The following is a 16,903-nucleotide window of genomic DNA, read 5'->3' as shown; positions in this document are numbered from 1 at the left end:
TCTGCGCGCAGACGCGGGGACGAACGCCTGCTCAGCGCACGTAGTAGTTGGGGGCTTCGACAGTCATGGTGATGTCGTGCGGGTGGCTTTCCTTCAGGCCCGCGGCGGTGATGCGCACGAACTGTGCCTGCTGCAGCGCCTCGATGGTGGCCGAACCGGTGTAGCCCATCGCCGCGCGCAGCCCGCCGGTGAGCTGGTGGATGACCGTGCTCAGCGGGCCCCGGAACGGCACGCGGCCTTCGATGCCCTCGGGCACCAGCTTGTCCTCGGAGAGCGCGTCGTCCTGGAAGTAGCGGTCCTTGGAGTAGGACTTGGCTCCACCGCGGCCCTGCATGGCACCCAGCGAACCCATCCCGCGGTAGCTCTTGAACTGCTTGCCGTTGACGAAGATCAGCTCGCCGGGCGATTCGGCGGTGCCGGCCAACAGCGAGCCGAGCATCGTCGTCGAGGCGCCGGCGGCCAGCGCCTTGGCGATGTCGCCGGAGTACTGCAGCCCTCCATCGGCGATCACCGGCACACCGGCCGGGGCGCAGACGGCGACGGCTTCCATGATGGCGGTGATCTGGGGGGCGCCCACCCCGGCCACCACCCGGGTGGTGCAGATCGAGCCGGGGCCCACCCCGACCTTCACCGCGTCGGCACCGGCCTCGACCAGCGCGGCGGCGCCACTTCGGGTAGCAACGTTGCCGCCGACCACGTCGACCCGCTCCCCCACTTCGGCTTTGAGCTTGCCCACCATGTCCAGCACCCCGCGGTTGTGGGCGTGTGCGGTGTCCACGATCAGCACATCCACCCCGGCGTCCACCAGCGTCATCGCCCGGACCCAGGCGTCGTCGCCAACACCCACCGCGGCGCCGACCAGCAGTCGACCGTCGCTGTCCTTGGTTGCCAGCGGGTGCTGCTCGGTCTTGACGAAATCCTTGACGGTGATCAGTCCGGTCAGCTTGCCGTGGCCGTCGACGATCGGCAGCTTCTCGATCTTGTGCCGGCGCAGCAGCCCCAGCGCGGCGTCGGCGGAGACACCCTCCTGTGCGGTGATCAGCGGCGTCTTGGTCATCACTTCGGCGACCGGCTTGTTCTGGTCGACCTCGAAGCGCATGTCCCGATTGGTGATGATGCCAACGAGTTGGCCCCGCGAGTCCACTACCGGCAGCCCGGAGATCCGGAAGCGGGCGCACAGCGCGTCCACCTCGGCCAGGGTGTTCTCCGGTGTACAGGTGACCGGGTCGGTGACCATGCCGGCCTCGGACCGCTTGACGGTCTCGACCTGGCCGGCCTGCTCGGTGACGGGCAGATTGCGGTGCAGCACGCCCATGCCACCGGCGCGGGCCATCGCGATCGCCATCCGGGCCTCGGTGACGGTGTCCATCGCGGAGCTGACCAGCGGCACCTTGAGGGCGATGTTGCGCGTGAGCCGACTCGCGGTGTCGGCGGTAGCCGGCACCACGTCGGATGCCGCCGGAAGCAGCAGGACGTCATCGAAGGTCAGCCCCAGCATCGCGATCTTGGGGGACTGTCCGTCGAGCGCGCCACCGGCATATACCGCATCGTCTTGCGGACCCATGGCACCAGTCATCGGAGCGCTGACCTCTGTTTTGGACAACCAACGGCCATCTGGGAGCCTCCACTACAAAACCGGGGTGAGAATTCCATCTTAATGGCGGCGCGCAGCCGCCTTCGCCCGCCACCACCCTTGGTCTCCGGGCGGGCCCCTTGGCCCACCGCTGGCGTTCTGTCAGGGCTACTGCGTACCCTGATGGGCGTGCGTGACCACCTGCCACCCGGTTTGCCGCCCGACCCGTTCGCCGACGATCCGCATGACCCGTCTGCCGCACTGGACGCAGTCGAACCGGGCCAGCCGCTCGACCCGCAGGAACGGACCGCAGTCGAGGCCGACCTCGCAGATCTGGCGGTCTATGAAGCGCTGCTGGCGCACAGAGGAATTCGCGGCCTGGTGGTCTGCTGCGACGACTGCCAACAGGACCACTACCACGACTGGGACATGCTGCGCGCCAACCTGCTGCAGCTGCTGATCGACGGCACCGTCCGCCCGCACGAGCCGGCCTACGACCCGGAGCCGGACAGCTACGTGACGTGGGATTACTGCCGCGGTTATGCCGATGCGTCGCTCAACGGGGCGACCTCGGAAGCCGACGGCTACCGCTGATCAGGTCGCTGCCAGTTTCCACCGCGGTGGACCACCAGCTGCGCGGCGTCGTCACGCAGGCCGCGTAACTCTGCTGCCGTGTGCGCGCCGGCGGCGTCGTTCAAATCGGCCAGCATGCACGCCAACGCCCATTGCAGGGGAATCAACCCCAGCCGGCCGGTGTGCTGCAGTGCGGCCTCGGACACGGCGCGTGCTCGGTCGAGGTTCCCCGCGCAACACAGCGCGCCGGCCAGCACCACCTGACTTTTCACCCGGTGTCGCGTCATACCGTCGCTCACCAGCTCGCACGCCTGCTCGGCATGGCGCACCGCGGCGACTCCATCGCCGGTGACCATCGCCAGTTCCGCGGTCACCCAATGCCGGCGCACCGCCAGGCGCGCCGGCGCGGTGGACGGCTCCGGTTCGGCGCGGGCCAGCAGTGCCGCCGACGCCGCGAAACGCCCCACTCCGAGGGCGTCGGCGGCCAGCCCGACCAGCGCATCGGCGCGGGCTTCAGGGTCGACTTCGCGGTCATTGAGGGCCAGCGCCAGCGCGCGGCCGTCGAAGACGCGGGCCCGATCGTGACCGCCGAGTTGGCGCAGGAACGAGCCCCGGGTGCTGTATGCCAGGGAGGCCAGCGGCCCGGCCGGCACCTCGCGCAACAACGCCGCCAGATCGGCGGCGGCACTGGCGTAGCGCCCTTGGCCTCCGGCCGCGACGGCACGCAGCCACCGCTGCCGGGGATTGGTCGCCGCCGGCAGGGGCCAGCGGCCGGGTTCGTCGCCGAACGCGGCGGCAACGAGGACTGCATTCGGGTCGTCGATCATCGCTGCGCGACGTTACGCGGTACCGCCTTCACATAACCACTCCACAGAATGCGGAATAACATCCACTCTCACGGAAACTCCACTCTTTTAGGCCAGCCTTTCTTAACCATCGCGTTGGTTTTACTTCAGATCGTTTAGTTACCGTCCCTTCGGCGCCGGAAGACAGCCGGCGCTGTTTTACGCGCACCACCCACCGCTCGACAAGCCGCATCCCCAAAGATCCGGCCCCAACAGCGTTTTGAGAGGGGTTCCCATGCCACAGGTTGAGCAATTGCCCGGCCGCAACGCGGACGTATGGGATTGGCAGCTTCGGGGAGCGTGTCGAGGGGTCGACTCATCGGTGTTCTTCCCGCCCGACGGAGAACGCGGCCGCGCCCGGGCCCAGCGCGAGCAGAACGCCAAGAAGTGGTGCCGCAATTGCCCGGTGCTGGAACAGTGCCGGACGCACGCACTCGCCGTAGGTGAGCCCTATGGCATCTGGGGCGGCATGTCTGAAACCGAGCGGCACGCCGCACTGCGCTGCAACCTGCGCCCCAGCGGCTAATCGCTTCCCGACCGGCCGCGGCGTCACATCCGCGGCTCGTGGGCACCCTGAGCAGCCCCCGGGTTTCCCGGGGGCTGTTCGCCCCACTGCACCTCCCCCGGCGAGGCGATCGTTACGTGCAGCAGCGGTGTGATCGCTGAGTTGAGCGCAGATCACTCGGTTCTGGCGATCACCGGCCACCTGCGCCATTACGCTTTCTTTCGGCAGCCCGCGGGCCTGCGGGGGAAAGAAGAGCAAGGAGTGCCCGGTGAGAAAGCACCTGCTGTTCGGAACCATCGCAGCTGGGTTCGCCGTCGGCCTCATCGGCGCACCCATCGCGAGCGCTGATGACGAGGGATTCCTCAATGAACTGCGGTCCAATGGATTCCCGGGCCTGACGCTGGGCGACCAGCAGCTGCCCGACGGCGTGGTGGTGGCCAACGGTTGGATGGCCTGCAACCGGCTGCGTCTGGGTGAGAAGCCCGAACAGACACTGGCCCAAGTGAACCCGAACGACGTCGACAAGGGACGCATGCTGATCAATGCCGCGCAGCATCACCTGTGCCCCGACACCCTCTAACAGCCCTGCCAGTCGCCCGCCCGATGACCTCGCGCCGCTGTTTCAACGAATTCTTCTGACACCGATAGGCACCAGCACGCCAGTGCTGGTGCCTATCGGTTCCGAACGTGAGATCAGCCGTGCGGCGCCTCAGATATCTTGCTCTCCGGCTTGCCCAGCGTCTTGCAGTAGGTCGATACCGACAGGCGCGTGGCCGAGATCTCCAGATTCGATGGATCGGCACCGCTCTTGTCTTTGAGCATCTTGCTGATTTCGTCGTCCTGCTTCTTCTCGTCCTGTTCGACGAAATCCTTGCACTTGGTGTCGCCGCCGGTGTTGATCACCTGCGACGCCGAGCAACCACTGGAAATGAGCACGCCCAGTGCGAGGGCGGCAAATGCAATGCTTTTCATTCTCGTCACTCCCTACGCCTCGCGCCCGAATAGGCGCACCAGCCAAAGCAGGATGATCGCGCCCAATATTGCGGTGAACAGGGTGAACCACCAGCCGCCGCTCGCCGTATCCACGACGAAGCTGAGCAGGAACCCGCCGATCAACGCTCCGACTACGCCCACGATTACGTCGGTGAACAGGCCATATTTGGTCTTCATGGCCATACCCGCGATCCAGCCGGCGATAGCGCCGATCACGATGTAGCCGATCCACCCCACACTGGTCAACGTTGTGGAACGGGCCAAGAATTCGGTGGCCGCCACTGCGTTCATGGTGATCTCCTTTTCGACACCTTTAGCGCCGTTGAGGTCAACGCCGCGGAGGATTCATACCCGTTTCACGCGGAGACTAATCACCTCTCGCGCGCTCTTCACAGTTGAACCGGAAATGAATTGATAACCGATGCAAATGCATTCGCCCGCTCCGAGTTATGTCGCACCCTTCGGCAGGTGGCAGGCGAACCGCTTCGGCCAGCCAAAGTCAGCTCGCGCCCGCCGCGATCACGTCGTTGACCTCGACGGCGCGCGCGGCCATCTCGGCATGAGCCCGGTCCAGGGATTCAGCTTGATCCTCATCGGCCTTCATCAACGCCTCGATGTCGAAACCGGCCATGTCGAGCACACCCATGTCTCGGAATGCCTTCTGCACCTTGGTGCCCCACAGCCCGATGTCCTTGACGATCGGCACGATGCGGCTGAACAGGTGCGAACGGAACTGGATCATCAACGGTGACGAGTCGACCCATTCCGCGCACTCTTTGACGTTCATGCCAAGGGTCTCAAAGACCTCCTCCCCACGGAATCGGTCGCGCATCAGGTAGCAGGCGTCTACGACGAACTCTTCACGTTCATCGCGTTCGGCCTCGGTGAGCGCGGAGTAGTAGTCCTTCAACGAGATTCGGCCGAAGGCGACATGGCGAGCCTCGTCCTGCATGACGTAGGCCAGTACCTTCTTGGCCAGGGAATCCGGTGCTGACATGTCCCGCAGTACCCCGAAGGCGGCCAACGCGAGCCCCTCGATGAGGACCTGCATCCCCAGGTAGGGCATGTCCCAACGCGAGTCGCGCAGGGTATCGCCCAGCAGTGCGGTCAGGTGTTTGTTGATCGGGTAGACCATCTCGGCCTTGTCCTGCAGGAACCGCGAAAACGCCTCGACATGGCGGGCTTCGTCCATGGTCTGGGTGGCCGCGTAGAACTTCGCGTCCAGATCCGGGACCACTTCGACGATCTTGGCCGCGCACACCATCGCGCCCTGTTCCCCGTGCAGGAACTGGGAGAACTGCCAGGACTGGAAGTGCTGGCGCATCTCGGCGCGACGCGCGTCGTCGGCGGCGTCCCACATCGGGCTGCCAAACAGGGGGTGGAACTCGTCGGGCAGACCGATCGGGTTCATCGGGTCGACGTCTTGGGACCAGTCGATGCGCGACTGGGCGTCCCACTGCTTGTCCTTCCCCTTCTGATACAGCGATAGCAGGCGGCCCCGCCCGTCGTCGTACTCCCAGGTGAAGCGCGCGTCTCCGGCGCTGGCGACCTCCCACGAGTAGGGGTCGGGCACGGTCGTGTACTTGTCCCTTGTGGTCATGCGCTGCCGCCTTTACCGGGTGTGACCAGTGGTCTTATGACGTGTATCACACTGCGCCGCCGGCCGCGGCGCGTCAAGCATGTCGGGGCGGGAAACCGAACGTACGAAAACGCCCGGCCCATCAGGACCAGGGGCGTTCTCGAGCGAACTGGCTTCAACCGTCCGCCACAAAATCAAGGCGCGCAAGTACCGCGGATTCGGCTCTGTCAGCCGTTCAGCTGGTCGTCGGTGACGCGTGCACCGGACTGCTTCGGAACGATCCACCCGTCGAGGTCGAACCCCTGCCGAGTCGCCTCAGCCAGGTAGGCCTCCCGCGTCGCAGGGTCGATCACCGGCTCGCGGGCCAGGAGCCACAGGTTCTTGCGGTTAGGGGTGCCGACGAGAGCAACTGAGTATTCGTCGTCGATCTTCAGCACCCAGTAGTCACCCTTCGTGAACGGTATCCAACGCAGCAGTTCCGGCAGGAACGTAACCTGCAACCGGCCCGGTTGGCCGTCGACCGGCGTCGCCCAGCCGATCGCCTGCGACGGCTTGCCGTTCTCGTCGATGCACCGATTGTCGACACGCAGGCTGCCATCGTCGTGGCGCGTGTAGTTCGCGGTGATGTCGGTGGACTCGGGGGCTTCCCACCGGAGCGGAAGCCGTCCGATCTCGTACCACAGCCCGAGGTAGCGGTCCAAGTCCAGCGAGCTGACCGACGTGACTTCAGATGGTCGGCCCGTGACGGACCCCTCTCTGGCCGCGCGCCCGTGGCACCTGCGACCGTTCCGAAGGTGACTTCTCGTCACCCTGCTGCTTCAGCACGTGACTGGCGCTACTAACGCTCCGGGTGAAAGCGTACTGCGTCCGCGCTCTGCTCCTACAGGGCCGAAAGTCCGCGTCTCCATCGCTCTGCGCTGATACGCAGAAGCGAATGAAAACGCCCCCGACCCGAATGGCCGGGGGCGCTTCGACTTTCAATTCCTAATGGTGGTGATGCCCGTGACCGTGGCCGTGGTCCTCCGGCTCAGCCGGCTTGTCGACCACAGCGGTCTCGGTAGTCAGCACCATCCGCGCCACCGACGCGGCGTTGAGCACCGCTGAGCGGGTCACCTTGACCGGGTCGATGACACCGTCGGCAGCCAGGTCGCCGTAGGACAGCGTGGCGGCGTTGAAGCCCTGCCCGACCGGCAACTCGGCGACCTTGCTGGTCACCACGGCACCGTCCACCCCGGCATTGGTGGCGATCCAATACAGCGGCGCGCTCAGCGCAGCGGCGAACACCTGCACGCCCTGCTTCTCGTCGCCGGTCAGCGAGGCCGCCAGCTCCGACAACGCCGCGCGGGCCTGCACCAGCGCCGCGCCGCCACCGGTGACGATGCCCTCCTCCACCGCAGCCTTGGCCGCCGCGACCGCGTCTTCGACGCGGTGCTTGCGCTCCTTGAGTGCGGTCTCGGTGGCTGCGCCGACCTTGATCACGGCCACGCCGCCGGCCAGCTTGGCCAGCCGCTCTTCGAGCTTCTCGCGGTCCCAGTCGGAGTCGGTCGCCTCGATCTCAGCGCGCAGCTGCTTGACCCGTCCCGCGATGGCCTCGGCGCTCCCGGCACCGTCGACGATCACGGTGTCGTCCTTGCTGACCACCACCCGCCGTGCCGTGCCCAGCACGTCCAGACCGGCCTCCCGCAGCGTCAGGCCCACGTCGGGGTTGATCACCTGGGCGCCGGTGACGATCGCGAGGTCCTCCAGGAACTCCTTGCGGCGGTCACCGAAGTAGGGCGCCTTGACGGCAACGGCCTTGAGCGTCTTGCGGATTGCGTTGACCACCAGAGTCGACAGTGGCTCGCCCTCGACGTCCTCGGCGATGATCAGCAGTGGCTTGCCCGCCTCGGCGACCTTCTCCAGCAGCGGCAGCAGGTCCGGCAGCGAGCTGATCCTGTCGCGGTGCAGCAGGATCAGCGCGTCTTCGAGGACGGCTTCCTGCGAGTCGAAGTCGGTGACGAAGTACGCCGACAGAAAACCCTTGTCAAAGCCGACACCGTCGGTGATCTCCAGCTCGGTAGACAGCGTCGAGGACTCCTCTACGCTGACCACGCCGTCGCTGCCGACCTTGGTCATCGCCTCGCCGACCAGCTCACCGATCTCCTCGTCACGCGAGGACACGTTGGCCACCTGCGCGATCGATTCCTTGCCGGAGACCGGGATGGCCGCGGCCAGCAGCGCTTCAGACACCGCGTCGGCGGCCTTGGCGATACCGGCGCCCAGCGGGATCGGGTTGGCGCCGGCCGCAACGTTGCGCAGCCCGCCGGAGATGATGGCCTGGGCCAGCACGGTGGCGGTGGTGGTGCCGTCGCCGGCCACGTCGTTGGTCTTAGTGGCGACCGACTTGACCAGCTGGGCACCGAGGTTCTCGAACGGGTCTTCCAGGTCCACGTCGCGGGCCACGGTGACGCCGTCCATGGTCACCGTCGGGCCGCCGAAGGACTTGGCCAGCACCACCGTGCGGCCGCGCGGCCCCAGCGTCACCCGGACCGCGTCGGCGAGCTTGTTGACGCCGGCTTCCATCGCCCGGCGCGCGGCCTCGTTGAACTCAATCTGCTTGCTCATAGCTGTTTAAGCCCTTTTCTCTACGCGTGCCGCCCCGGACATCACCCGTAAAACGGGGATCTCCGGGGCGGGCACGGTGGTTGCTTCGTGGCTACTTGCCGACGATGGCCAGCACGTCGCGCGCGGACAGGATCAGGTACTCCTGGCCGCCGTACTTGATCTCGGTGCCGCCGTACTTGCTGTAGATGACGACATCGCCTTCCTTGACGTCCAGCGGGATCCGCTTGTCGCCATCCTCGTCCCAGCGGCCGGGGCCGACGGCGACGACAGTGCCTTCCTGCGGCTTCTCCTTGGCAGTGTCCGGAATGACCAGACCGGAAGCGGTCGTGGTCTCGGCCTCGTTGGCCTGAACGAGGATCTTGTCCTCGAGTGGCTTGATGTTCACGCTCGCCACGATTGGAGCCCTCCACATTGTCTGGATGCGACCCGGCCGATGCCGAGCCCATCGGAACGTACTTACTTAAGGTGTTCGGCATTCGTGCGAACCCTCGCGTCGTCGTCGCGGGTGCCGAGCGAGAATCGACCGACTGCCACCTAGCACTCTATACATGAGAGTGCTAGCACTCAAGGTGACCCCGGTGCCGAGATCATTTCCCAGGTAGCGTCCGGCAACCGAACCGATCGCACGTTGCCGTCGCCGGCACCTACACCTGGCCCTGCACCACCGGCAGGCCCGGGTTGGTGGCCACGTCCAGCGGCGACGGTGGAGCGCCCGCCGCGATCAGTTGCGCCGCGAACGACGCGATCATCGCCCCGTTGTCGGTGCATAACCGTAGCGGCGGGATGCGCAGCGTCACTGCCGCTGCCGCGCAGCGTTGTTCGGCGAGCTCCCGCAGGCGGGAGTTGGCGGCTACCCCGCCGGCGATCAGCAGAGTGCTGACCCCGAGGTCGGTGGCCGCACGGACCGCCTTGGCGGTCAGCACGTCGGCGACCGATTCCTGGAAACCGGCAGCCACGTCGGCGGGGACGAAATCGGGGTTGCGCTCCACATAGCGGGCCACCGCGGTCTTGAGCCCGGAGAAGCTGAACACGTAGGGGTCGTCGCGCGGGCCGGTCATCCCGCGCGGGAAGACCACCGCATCCCGGTCGCCGGTGCGGGCCAGTTCATCGAGCACCCGCCCCCCCGGGTAGCCCAGCCCGAGCAGGCGGGCCACCTTGTCGTAGGCCTCCCCCGCGGCGTCGTCGACGGTGCTGCCCAGCTCGACGATCGGCTCCCCCAGCGACCGCACATGCAGCAGGTGGGTATGGCCGCCAGACACCAGCAGAGCCACGCACTCCGGCAGTGGTCCATGGGCGTAGACGTCGGCGGCCAGGTGGCCGCCCAAGTGGTTGACGGCGTAAAACGGCACGCCCCAGGCCGCCGCATAGGCCTTGGCCGCGGCCGCACCCACCAGCAGCGCCCCGGCCAGTCCCGGCCCGATGGTGGTCGCGACCACGTCAGGCTTGTCCACCCCTGCCGTCGCCAGCGCCCGGCGCATGGTCGGCCCCAACGCCTCCAGGTGTGCCCGCGACGCGACCTCGGGCACCACCCCGCCGAATCGGGTGTGCTCCTCCACGCTGGAGGCCACCTCGTCGGCCAGCAACGTCAGGGTGCCATCGGCTTCCAAGCGGGTGATGCCGACACCTGTTTCGTCGCAAGAGGATTCGATGGCCAGCACTACTGTCATGCCGGGGGCTCCCGTCGCATCGTGTAGGCGTCGGCACCATTGCGGTAGTAGCGCTTACGCAGTCCGGTCTCGACGAAGCCGACGTCGCGGTAGAGCGCGATCGCCGGAGCGTTGTCGGTCCGGACCTCCAGGTACACGACGCCCCCGTCGGCGTAGTCCAGCAGGTCGGTGAGTAGCCGCCGCCCGATGCCGCGGCCCTGATGGGCCTTGTCCACCCCGATGGTGTGCACTTCGTATTCGAACGGTGCGGTGCGCCCCAACCGCGCGATTCCGCCGTAGCCCACCACGGCATCGCCGATCCGGGCGGCGACGTAATGGTTGTCTCCCGCAGCGATCGCCCGGCTGAACGCTTCGGCCGGCCATGGGTCGTCGTCGCCGAACAGTTGGGCTTCCAATTCGGCGCAGCGCACCGCATCGCTGTCCTCCAGTGCGCCCAGCGTCACCGGCACCGCGGCCGTCGCCGCCGGTTTGGCGTCGGGGCGGCGCAGGTACAGCGGGACCAGCGATTCCGGCGTCGTATTCCAATCCCGCACTGCGGCAACCAGTCCGGCCGGAGTCGGGTAGGTGATGTCGAGAACCGGCAGGTCGAACAGCTCGGTATGCGCGGGCGAGCCGGCGACCGCGACGGCATCCGCGGGGTCGACGTCGGCCGGCGAACATACCGCGGGGCCCGCGACCCGGGCACCGTCGCGGTAGCGCGCCCAGTAGACCTCCCGACGGCGGGCGTCGGTGACCACCAGGACCGGCCCCGTGGTGCGCACGCCGATCGCGTCCAGGCTGCACACGCCGTAGACCGGAATGCCCAGGGCGTGTCCGTAGGCGGCAGCGCTGGCCATCCCGACCCGTAGACCGGTGAACGGTCCCGGCCCGCACCCCACCACAACCGCGGTCAACTCGGCCATGCTCAGGCCGGCGTCAGCCAGGGCGTCCAGCACATTGGGGGTCAGTCGTTCGGCGTGCGCCCGGGCGTCGGGGGTGGCCCGTTCGGCCAACACGGCCGGCCGGCCGGCCTCATCTAGGACCACCACACCCGCGGTAACGGCGGGGGTGGCGGTGTCGATGGTCAGAATCGCTCGGGTCACGGCGCGTGCCACCGCCAGCTCACGGTGCGCGTCTCGGAGTCCGCGGCGCGGTCCAACCGGATGTCGAGGTGCCGTTCGGAGAGCCGCTCGGCCAGTCCTTCGCCCCACTCGACCACCACGACCGCGTCGTCGAGTTCGGTGTCAAGGTCTAGAGAGTCCAGCTCGGCCAACAGGTCCAGGCCCGACTCGTCGAGCAGCCGGTAGAGGTCGACGTGAATCATCGCCGGGCTGCCGGGCCGGCGAGCCCGATGCTCGCGGGCCAGCACGTACGTCGGCGAGGTGACTGGGCCGTCGACATCGAGTGCCGTGGCGATCCCCTTGGCCAACACGGTTTTACCGGCACCCAACGGTCCGGACAAAACCACCACGTCGCCAGCACGCAGCTGTTCACCCAGCCGAGCTCCCAGCGCAACAGTGTCCTCGGCGGTGGCCAAGGTCGCCTCCTGCGGATCAGCCACTGCGCCCGGCCTTCCCACGTAACCGGTGCGTCAGCATGCCACGGCGCGGAGTGGCCCGCTCCACCAGTCGCACCAGCGCCTCGTCGATGACATCGGGTTCCTCCAACTGCACCAGATGCCCGGCCCCGGGCACGATCACCAGCTCACAATCCCACAACGTGGCCGCCATCGCTCGCGAGTACCCCGGCGGGGTGAGCAGGTCCTGGTCGCCACAGGCGACCAGGGTAGGGATCTTGGCCAGCGTCGTTAGCGCCGCACTCTCGTCATGCACTTCCAGGGCGTGCAAGAAGCCCACCATGGTGGCGACCGGGGTGGAGTGCATCATCTCCTCTGAGTACGCCACCACACTCGGGCTGATCTGGTCGGTGCCATAGGAGGCGGCCCGCAGAATCGGTGCGATCACCCCCCGCACCGCGCCGCGGCCGCGGTGCACCAACTTCGGCGCGTAGCGCACACTGAACTGCACGGCCTCCAGCGCCGGGTTGCGCAGGATCTGGCCCAGCGGGGACCGCGAAACACCTTTGGCGGCCGACGATATCAATGCCGCACCGACGATCCGCCTGCCGTAGCGCCGGGGGAACTGCCGAGCATGCGCCAACACGGTCATGCCGCCCATCGAATGCCCGACCAGCACTATCGGGCCGCGCGGCACGGCCGCGGTCAGCACTGCCTCCAGATCCTGGCCGAGTCGCGGCACGGTGTAGGTCCCCGGAGGCGCGACACTGGAATCGCCGTGACCGCGCTGGTCATAGAAGACCATGCGCACCTGATCGCCCCACTCGGCCGCCAGTCGCGCCCGCTGAAAGTGGAAAGACCCCATCCGCAGGCAGAATCCGTGCGCGAACACCACGGTCAACGGTGCGTTACGCGGACCGGTGTCGCGCACCGCCAGTTCGACACCGTCATCGGTGACCACCACCGAGCTGTGGTCGTGGTCGAAGATCTCGAAATCCTCGTCGGCGTAAGCGTCTTCGGCAGTGGTGCGGCGTGTTACCGACCGCGCGACAGTGCTTCCGGCGAGGGTGCCGACGGCGGCCAGGCCGGCCATCCCCGCGAGCCAACCGCCGGCCCGCCGTGACCCGCGCCGATTATCGGCCATCGGTGCCCCGATACGTCCTGGCGACCCGTCCACGGGGACTGTTCACCACCTCGTAGTGGATGGTGCCCAACGCGTCGGCCCAGTCCTGGGCCAGCGGTTCGCCGTCTGCTCCGGACCCGAACAGGACGACTTCGTCACCTTCGGCGACGTCGACCGGGCCGGGGCCCAGATCGACGACGAACTGGTCCATACACACCCGGCCCACGCTGGGCCGACGCCGGCCGTTGATCAACACGTCGAACCGTCCGCTCAGCGGCCGGAACACTCCGTCGGCGTAGCCCATCGGTACCAGCGCCACGGTGGTGTCTACCGGGGCGACCCAGGTCTGGCCATAGGAGACCGCCTCCCCGGCTTTGATCGGACGAACCAGCACCACAAGAGATTTCAGCGTCATCGCCGGAATCAGACCCATGTCACCACGTTCGGGGATCGGACTCAGGCCGTACATGGCTATCCCGGGCCGAACCATGTCGAACGCCAGATCGGGGCGGGTCATGGCCCCGGCCGAGTTGGCCAGGTGGGCGACCGGGAACCTCAGCCCCTGCTCGCGGGCCACGCTCAGCAGATCGGAAAAGCGTTGGGCTTGAACGTCGTTGATCGGGTTGGCAGTCTCATCGGCGCAGGCCAGATGGGACATCAGGCCGCGAACCCGGATCGCGTCGTCGGCGACGGCTCGCTGCAGCGCGGTCACCAGTTCCGGAAAGTCGGCGGCGCCTACCCCGTTGCGGTTCATGCCGGTGTCGGCCTTGACCGTGACGGTCGCGGTCCGGCCGGTACGTCGCACCGCGTCGAGCAGCTCGCCCAGCTGGGACACCGACGACACGGCGATCTGTACGTCGGCGGCCAGGGCGGGAGCGAAGTCGGTGTGCGGCCCGTGCAGCCATGCCAGCACGGGTGCGGTGACGCCGGCCGCCCGCAACGTCAGAGCCTCGTCGACGGTGGCGACGCCGAGTTCGGCCGCGCCGGCGGCCAGCGCGGCACGTGCCACCGGGACCGCGCCGTGGCCGTAACCGTCGGCCTTGACCACAGCCATCACCCCGGCGGCGCCGGCGTGTTCATCCAGCACCCGCACGTTGTGAGCAATGGCGTCCAGGTCCACCAGCGCTTGCGCGAGCAGACCGGACGTTCGGGATACGGCAGTCATGTCAGCGTCGATTGTCCCAGAACCTGCCAAACCGGCCCGCCGGATCATCCAGGGTGGGGTTTGATCGGCTCAGCGGCCGTTTTGCGACCGAGAACACACCCTCGGCGGCGGCCGGTGAATCAGCGGCGGCACCGCGACCCGCCCGCGTGCCAGCCTGCTGACATGCGAACCCGGCAGGGGCCATTTCGGGCGTCCGAGGCGCTGGCCGTCGGCGCGGTGACCCGTGCCCAACTGCGGCGCGACTACACCGCCGTCTACCCCGGCGTTTGGGTGCCGCGCGAGGCAGCGCTCTCGGCGACGCAGCGGGCCCGGGCCGCCTGGCTCTGGTCGCGTCGGCGGGGCGTGCTCGCCGGGTTGTCGGCATCGGCGATGCTCGGCGCTAAGTGGATCGACTCCGACAAACCCGCGGAACTCGTCCACAGCAACCGGCGGGCACCACCGCTGCTCACCGTGCACACCGACACACTGCTGGCCGGCGAAGTTCGAGTAGTGAGCGGACTTCCGGTGACCACGGCCGCGCGCACCGCGTTCGACCTGGGAAGGCGCCTGGCTCTCAGCGAGGGCGTTCAGCGTATCGACGCCCTGATGAACGCCACTGATCTCAAGATCGTCGATGTGGAGGCGGTGGCCGACGCTCACCGCGGTGCGCGGGGCCTGCGGCAACTCGACGAAACGCTGCCGCTTGTCGACGGCGGCGCCGAGTCACCATACGAATCGCTCACGCGGTTGATCCTCATGCAGGCCGGTTTTCCGCGGCCCCAGACCCAGATTCCGGTGTATGGCGACTACGGCCAACTCGTCGCCGTAGTCGACATGGGCTGGAAGGAGTACTTGGTAGGCGTGGACTTCGAGGGCGCCCACCATTGGACCGATCCCAAGCAGCGGGAGCGTGACGCCGAGCGCTACAACGCCCTTCTCGAACTCGGCTGGGTCGACATGAAGCTGACGAGTCGCACGCTGCATGTGGCTCCTGGCCGGTTCCTGGACCGAGTCGGGGCGGCTCTGGTCGGCCGCGGCTGCCCGAAAACCTGGTGACCCCGCATCGAGTGTGTGGTTTAGTCGGGCCACGGGTCATTTTCCCGACCAAACCACACACTCGGCGGGAAGGCTCAGTGCGAAAAGTGCTGCTGATCGTCGTAATGGCCCGCCGGCTTGAGCCTGTCCAGGGCGGTCACCGATTTCATGATGTCGTCGAAGAGCGCGCGGGCAAGGTCCGCCGACAGCCCCTCGCGGACCACGACGCGCAACACCGCGACGTCCTCGGCCCCCTCCGGCATGGTGTAGGCCGGCACCTGCCAGCCGAACGTGCGCAACTCGTGGGACACGTCGAACTCGGTGTAGCCGTGCTCACCGGCCAGCCGGCAGCTCACCACCGGGATCGCCGAGCCGTCGCTGATCACCTCGAAGTGCTCCGAAGCGGCCAACTGATGGCTCAGCCAGCGGGCGGTGTCGGACAGGGTCCGCATCACCTCGGTGTAGCCGGCGCGGCCCAGCCGCAGGAAGTTGTAGTACTGGCCGACGACCTGGTTGCCCGGCCGGGAGAAGTTCAGCGTGAACGTCGGCATATCGCCGCCCAGGTAGTTGACCCGGAACACCAGCTCCTCGGGCAGATAGTCGGCGTTGCGCCACACCACGAAGCCGATGCCCGGATAGGTCAGGCCGTACTTGTGGCCGCTGACGTTGATCGAGACCACCCGCGGCAGCCGGAAATCCCACTTAAGGTCTGGGTGCAAGAAGGGCACCACGAAGCCCCCGCTGGCCGCGTCCACGTGCACCGGCACGTCCGGCCCGCCGCCGGCGGCAAGGGTGTCCAGTGCCGCACAGATCTGCTCGATGGGTTCGAGCTCGCCGGTGTAGGTGGTGCCCAGGATGCCCACCACCCCGATGGTGTTCTCGTCGACGGCGTCGATCACCTGCTCGGGCGTGATCACGTAGCGGTCTTCGGCCATCGGCAGGTAACGGGGTTCGACGTCGAAGTAGCGGCAGAACTTCTCCCACACCACCTGGACATTGGAGCCCATCACGAGGTTGGGCGTGCGACCCTGCCAATCGGCGACCCTGGCCCGCCAGCGCCACTTCATCGCCAGCCCGCCCAGCATCACCGCCTCACTGGACCCGACGGTGGACACCCCGATCGCGCTGGCGGGGTCATCGTCGCGCAGGTTCTCGGCGTGGAACAGATCGGCGACCATGGACACGCAGCGCTGCTCAATGGCCGCGGTGGCCGGGTATTCGTCCTTGTCGATCATGTTCTTGTCGAACGACTCCGCCATCAGCGTCGACGCCTCGGGATCCATCCAGGTGGTGACGAACGTGGCCAGATTCAGCCGGGAACTGCCGTCGAGCATCAACTCGTCGTGGATGAAGCGGTAGGCGGTCTGCGGGTCCATCGGGTCGTCGGGCAACCGCAACGCCGGGACCGGCGAGGTGAACATCCGGCCGGTGTAGGCGGGAGCGATGGCATGCGCCGGCACGGACGGGTGCGAATGGGTCACTGAGACTCTCCTCTATAGCTGGGCCAGGGCGGTACGGATGTGGGCCAGGATGCGCGAGGCCGACGTCGGGGTGTCACCGGGTCCGGGGTCGGCGGCCGAGGCGGCGGCGGCGCGGGTGTGCACGAACGCGGCGGCGGCAGCGGCCTGAGCGGGAGGCAGCCCCGAAGCCAACAGCGCGCCGATCATCCCGGACAGCACATCACCGGAACCTGCGGTGGCCGCCCAGGATCCGCCGGCCGGGTTGAGATAAACCGGGCCGCCCTGATGCGCCGGTCCCAGCTTCGCC

Annotated in this window: 19 protein-coding genes; 4 read left to right on the top strand and 15 right to left on the bottom strand. The window is 67.5% G+C overall.

The features are described 5' to 3' along the window. Window positions 1-31: 31 nt before the first annotated feature. Window positions 32-1,564 (bottom strand): IMP dehydrogenase, encoded by a 1,533-nt coding sequence (gene guaB / locus N416_RS0101380; RefSeq protein WP_051190144.1) that lies wholly within the window; start codon window positions 1,562-1,564, stop codon window positions 32-34. Between the two features lie 198 nt (window positions 1,565-1,762). On the opposite strand from guaB, the gene N416_RS0101375 reads away from it, so the two are divergent. Continuing rightward, a complete protein-coding gene (locus N416_RS0101375) occupies window positions 1,763-2,167 on the top strand; it encodes a DUF5319 domain-containing protein (protein ID WP_024440345.1) in 405 nt (134 codons plus the stop codon). Here N416_RS0101375 and N416_RS0101370 read toward each other — a convergent pair. Next, the gene (locus N416_RS0101370) at window positions 2,158-2,973 is read right to left on the bottom strand and encodes a hypothetical protein (RefSeq protein WP_024440344.1); all 816 of its coding nucleotides are present in this window, start codon (window positions 2,971-2,973) and stop codon (window positions 2,158-2,160) included. The genes N416_RS0101375 and N416_RS0101370 overlap by 10 nt on opposite strands. A gap of 253 nt (window positions 2,974-3,226) precedes the next feature. Between N416_RS0101370 and N416_RS0101365 the strand changes: the two genes are divergently transcribed. Together N416_RS0101365 and N416_RS0101360 are read left to right on the top strand one after the other, a co-directional pair. Then, on the top strand, window positions 3,227-3,517 hold the full coding sequence (locus tag N416_RS0101365; RefSeq protein ID WP_024440343.1) for a WhiB family transcriptional regulator: 291 nt from the start codon (window positions 3,227-3,229) through the stop codon (window positions 3,515-3,517). A gap of 247 nt (window positions 3,518-3,764) precedes the next feature. Beyond that, a complete protein-coding gene (locus N416_RS0101360; protein WP_024440342.1) occupies window positions 3,765-4,076 on the top strand; it encodes a DUF732 domain-containing protein in 312 nt (103 codons plus the stop codon). Between the two features lie 113 nt (window positions 4,077-4,189). Here N416_RS0101360 and N416_RS0101355 read toward each other — a convergent pair whose 3' ends face one another. The 11 genes from N416_RS0101355 to alr all read right to left on the bottom strand — a co-directional run bounded on the left by N416_RS0101355 (window position 4,190) and on the right by alr (window position 14,122). After that, complete coding sequence (locus tag N416_RS0101355) at window positions 4,190-4,468, bottom strand: hypothetical protein (RefSeq protein ID WP_024440341.1); 279 nt, start codon at window positions 4,466-4,468, stop codon at window positions 4,190-4,192. A gap of 12 nt (window positions 4,469-4,480) precedes the next feature. Beyond that, complete coding sequence (locus tag N416_RS0101350) at window positions 4,481-4,780, bottom strand: GlsB/YeaQ/YmgE family stress response membrane protein (protein ID WP_024440340.1); 300 nt, start codon at window positions 4,778-4,780, stop codon at window positions 4,481-4,483. A gap of 208 nt (window positions 4,781-4,988) precedes the next feature. Beyond that, a complete protein-coding gene (locus tag N416_RS0101345; RefSeq protein WP_024440339.1) occupies window positions 4,989-6,089 on the bottom strand; it encodes a ferritin-like domain-containing protein in 1,101 nt (366 codons plus the stop codon). 206 nt (window positions 6,090-6,295) lie between these two features. Further along, on the bottom strand, window positions 6,296-6,769 hold the full coding sequence (locus N416_RS0101340; RefSeq protein ID WP_231383952.1) for a lipocalin family protein: 474 nt from the start codon (window positions 6,767-6,769) through the stop codon (window positions 6,296-6,298). Between the two features lie 283 nt (window positions 6,770-7,052). Next, window positions 7,053-8,672, bottom strand: a complete 1,620-nt coding sequence (gene groL, locus N416_RS0101335; RefSeq protein ID WP_024440337.1) for a chaperonin GroEL — start codon at window positions 8,670-8,672, stop codon at window positions 7,053-7,055. Window positions 8,673-8,763: 91 nt separating this feature from the next. After that, the gene (gene groES, locus N416_RS0101330; protein ID WP_024440336.1) at window positions 8,764-9,066 is read right to left on the bottom strand and encodes a co-chaperone GroES; all 303 of its coding nucleotides are present in this window, start codon (window positions 9,064-9,066) and stop codon (window positions 8,764-8,766) included. Window positions 9,067-9,316: 250 nt separating this feature from the next. Then, window positions 9,317-10,339, bottom strand: a complete 1,023-nt coding sequence (tsaD, locus tag N416_RS0101325; protein ID WP_024440335.1) for a tRNA (adenosine(37)-N6)-threonylcarbamoyltransferase complex transferase subunit TsaD — start codon at window positions 10,337-10,339, stop codon at window positions 9,317-9,319. Beyond that, window positions 10,336-11,421 carry a bifunctional tRNA (adenosine(37)-N6)-threonylcarbamoyltransferase complex dimerization subunit type 1 TsaB/ribosomal protein alanine acetyltransferase RimI gene (locus N416_RS0101320; RefSeq protein ID WP_024440334.1) on the bottom strand — a complete coding sequence of 362 codons (1,086 nt, stop codon included), beginning with the start codon at window positions 11,419-11,421 and terminating at the stop codon, window positions 10,336-10,338. Before N416_RS0101320 ends, tsaD begins: the two co-directional genes overlap by 4 nt. Beyond that, on the bottom strand, window positions 11,418-11,897 hold the full coding sequence (gene tsaE, locus N416_RS0101315) for a tRNA (adenosine(37)-N6)-threonylcarbamoyltransferase complex ATPase subunit type 1 TsaE (RefSeq protein ID WP_231383951.1): 480 nt from the start codon (window positions 11,895-11,897) through the stop codon (window positions 11,418-11,420). The genes N416_RS0101320 and tsaE overlap by 4 nt, the downstream gene beginning before the upstream one ends. After that, window positions 11,872-12,978: an alpha/beta fold hydrolase gene (locus N416_RS0101310; RefSeq protein WP_024440332.1), complete on the bottom strand. Its 1,107-nt coding sequence runs from the start codon at window positions 12,976-12,978 to the stop codon at window positions 11,872-11,874. Before N416_RS0101310 ends, tsaE begins: the two co-directional genes overlap by 26 nt. After that, on the bottom strand, window positions 12,968-14,122 hold the full coding sequence (gene alr / locus N416_RS0101305; protein ID WP_024440331.1) for an alanine racemase: 1,155 nt from the start codon (window positions 14,120-14,122) through the stop codon (window positions 12,968-12,970). Before alr ends, N416_RS0101310 begins: the two co-directional genes overlap by 11 nt. 162 nt (window positions 14,123-14,284) lie before the next feature. Between alr and N416_RS0101300 the strand changes: the two genes are divergently transcribed. Beyond that, the gene (locus N416_RS0101300; RefSeq protein WP_024440330.1) at window positions 14,285-15,157 is read left to right on the top strand and encodes a hypothetical protein; all 873 of its coding nucleotides are present in this window, start codon (window positions 14,285-14,287) and stop codon (window positions 15,155-15,157) included. A 74-nt stretch (window positions 15,158-15,231) separates the two neighbouring features. Here N416_RS0101300 and N416_RS0101295 read toward each other — a convergent pair whose 3' ends face one another. After that, window positions 15,232-16,617: a glutamate decarboxylase gene (locus tag N416_RS0101295; protein WP_024440329.1), complete on the bottom strand. Its 1,386-nt coding sequence runs from the start codon at window positions 16,615-16,617 to the stop codon at window positions 15,232-15,234. A gap of 12 nt (window positions 16,618-16,629) precedes the next feature. Continuing rightward, on the bottom strand, window positions 16,630-16,903 hold a 274-nt coding region (locus tag N416_RS21200; protein ID WP_036456958.1), incomplete at its 5' end, for an NAD(P)H-hydrate dehydratase.

Origin of the sequence: Mycobacterium sp. UM_WGJ, assembly GCF_000455125.1 — a bacterium.
In the GTDB taxonomy this organism is placed as follows: Bacteria; Actinomycetota; Actinomycetes; order Mycobacteriales; family Mycobacteriaceae; genus Mycobacterium.
This window is presented reverse-complemented; position numbering and strand designations above follow the sequence as displayed.

Bases quoted from the DNA above. Each gene is read 5' to 3' on its own strand.
- N416_RS0101370 (WP_024440344.1), bottom strand. From the start codon at position 2,973: ATGATCGACGACCCGAATGCAGTCCTCGTTGCCGCCGCGTTCGGCGAC.
- N416_RS0101350 (WP_024440340.1), bottom strand. From the start codon at position 4,780: ATGAACGCAGTGGCGGCCACCGAATTCTTGGCCCGTTCCACAACGTTG.
- tsaD (WP_024440335.1), bottom strand. From the start codon at position 10,339: ATGACAGTAGTGCTGGCCATCGAATCCTCTTGCGACGAAACAGGTGTC.
- N416_RS0101300 (WP_024440330.1), top strand. From the start codon at position 14,285: ATGCGAACCCGGCAGGGGCCATTTCGGGCGTCCGAGGCGCTGGCCGTC.
- N416_RS0101345 (WP_024440339.1), bottom strand. From the start codon at position 6,089: ATGACCACAAGGGACAAGTACACGACCGTGCCCGACCCCTACTCGTGG.
- alr (WP_024440331.1), bottom strand. From the start codon at position 14,122: ATGACTGCCGTATCCCGAACGTCCGGTCTGCTCGCGCAAGCGCTGGTG.
- N416_RS0101365 (WP_024440343.1), top strand. From the start codon at position 3,227: ATGCCACAGGTTGAGCAATTGCCCGGCCGCAACGCGGACGTATGGGAT.
- N416_RS0101355 (WP_024440341.1), bottom strand. From the start codon at position 4,468: ATGAAAAGCATTGCATTTGCCGCCCTCGCACTGGGCGTGCTCATTTCC.
- groL (WP_024440337.1), bottom strand. From the start codon at position 8,672: ATGAGCAAGCAGATTGAGTTCAACGAGGCCGCGCGCCGGGCGATGGAA.
- N416_RS0101310 (WP_024440332.1), bottom strand. From the start codon at position 12,978: ATGGCCGATAATCGGCGCGGGTCACGGCGGGCCGGCGGTTGGCTCGCG.
- guaB (WP_051190144.1), bottom strand. From the start codon at position 1,564: ATGGGTCCGCAAGACGATGCGGTATATGCCGGTGGCGCGCTCGACGGA.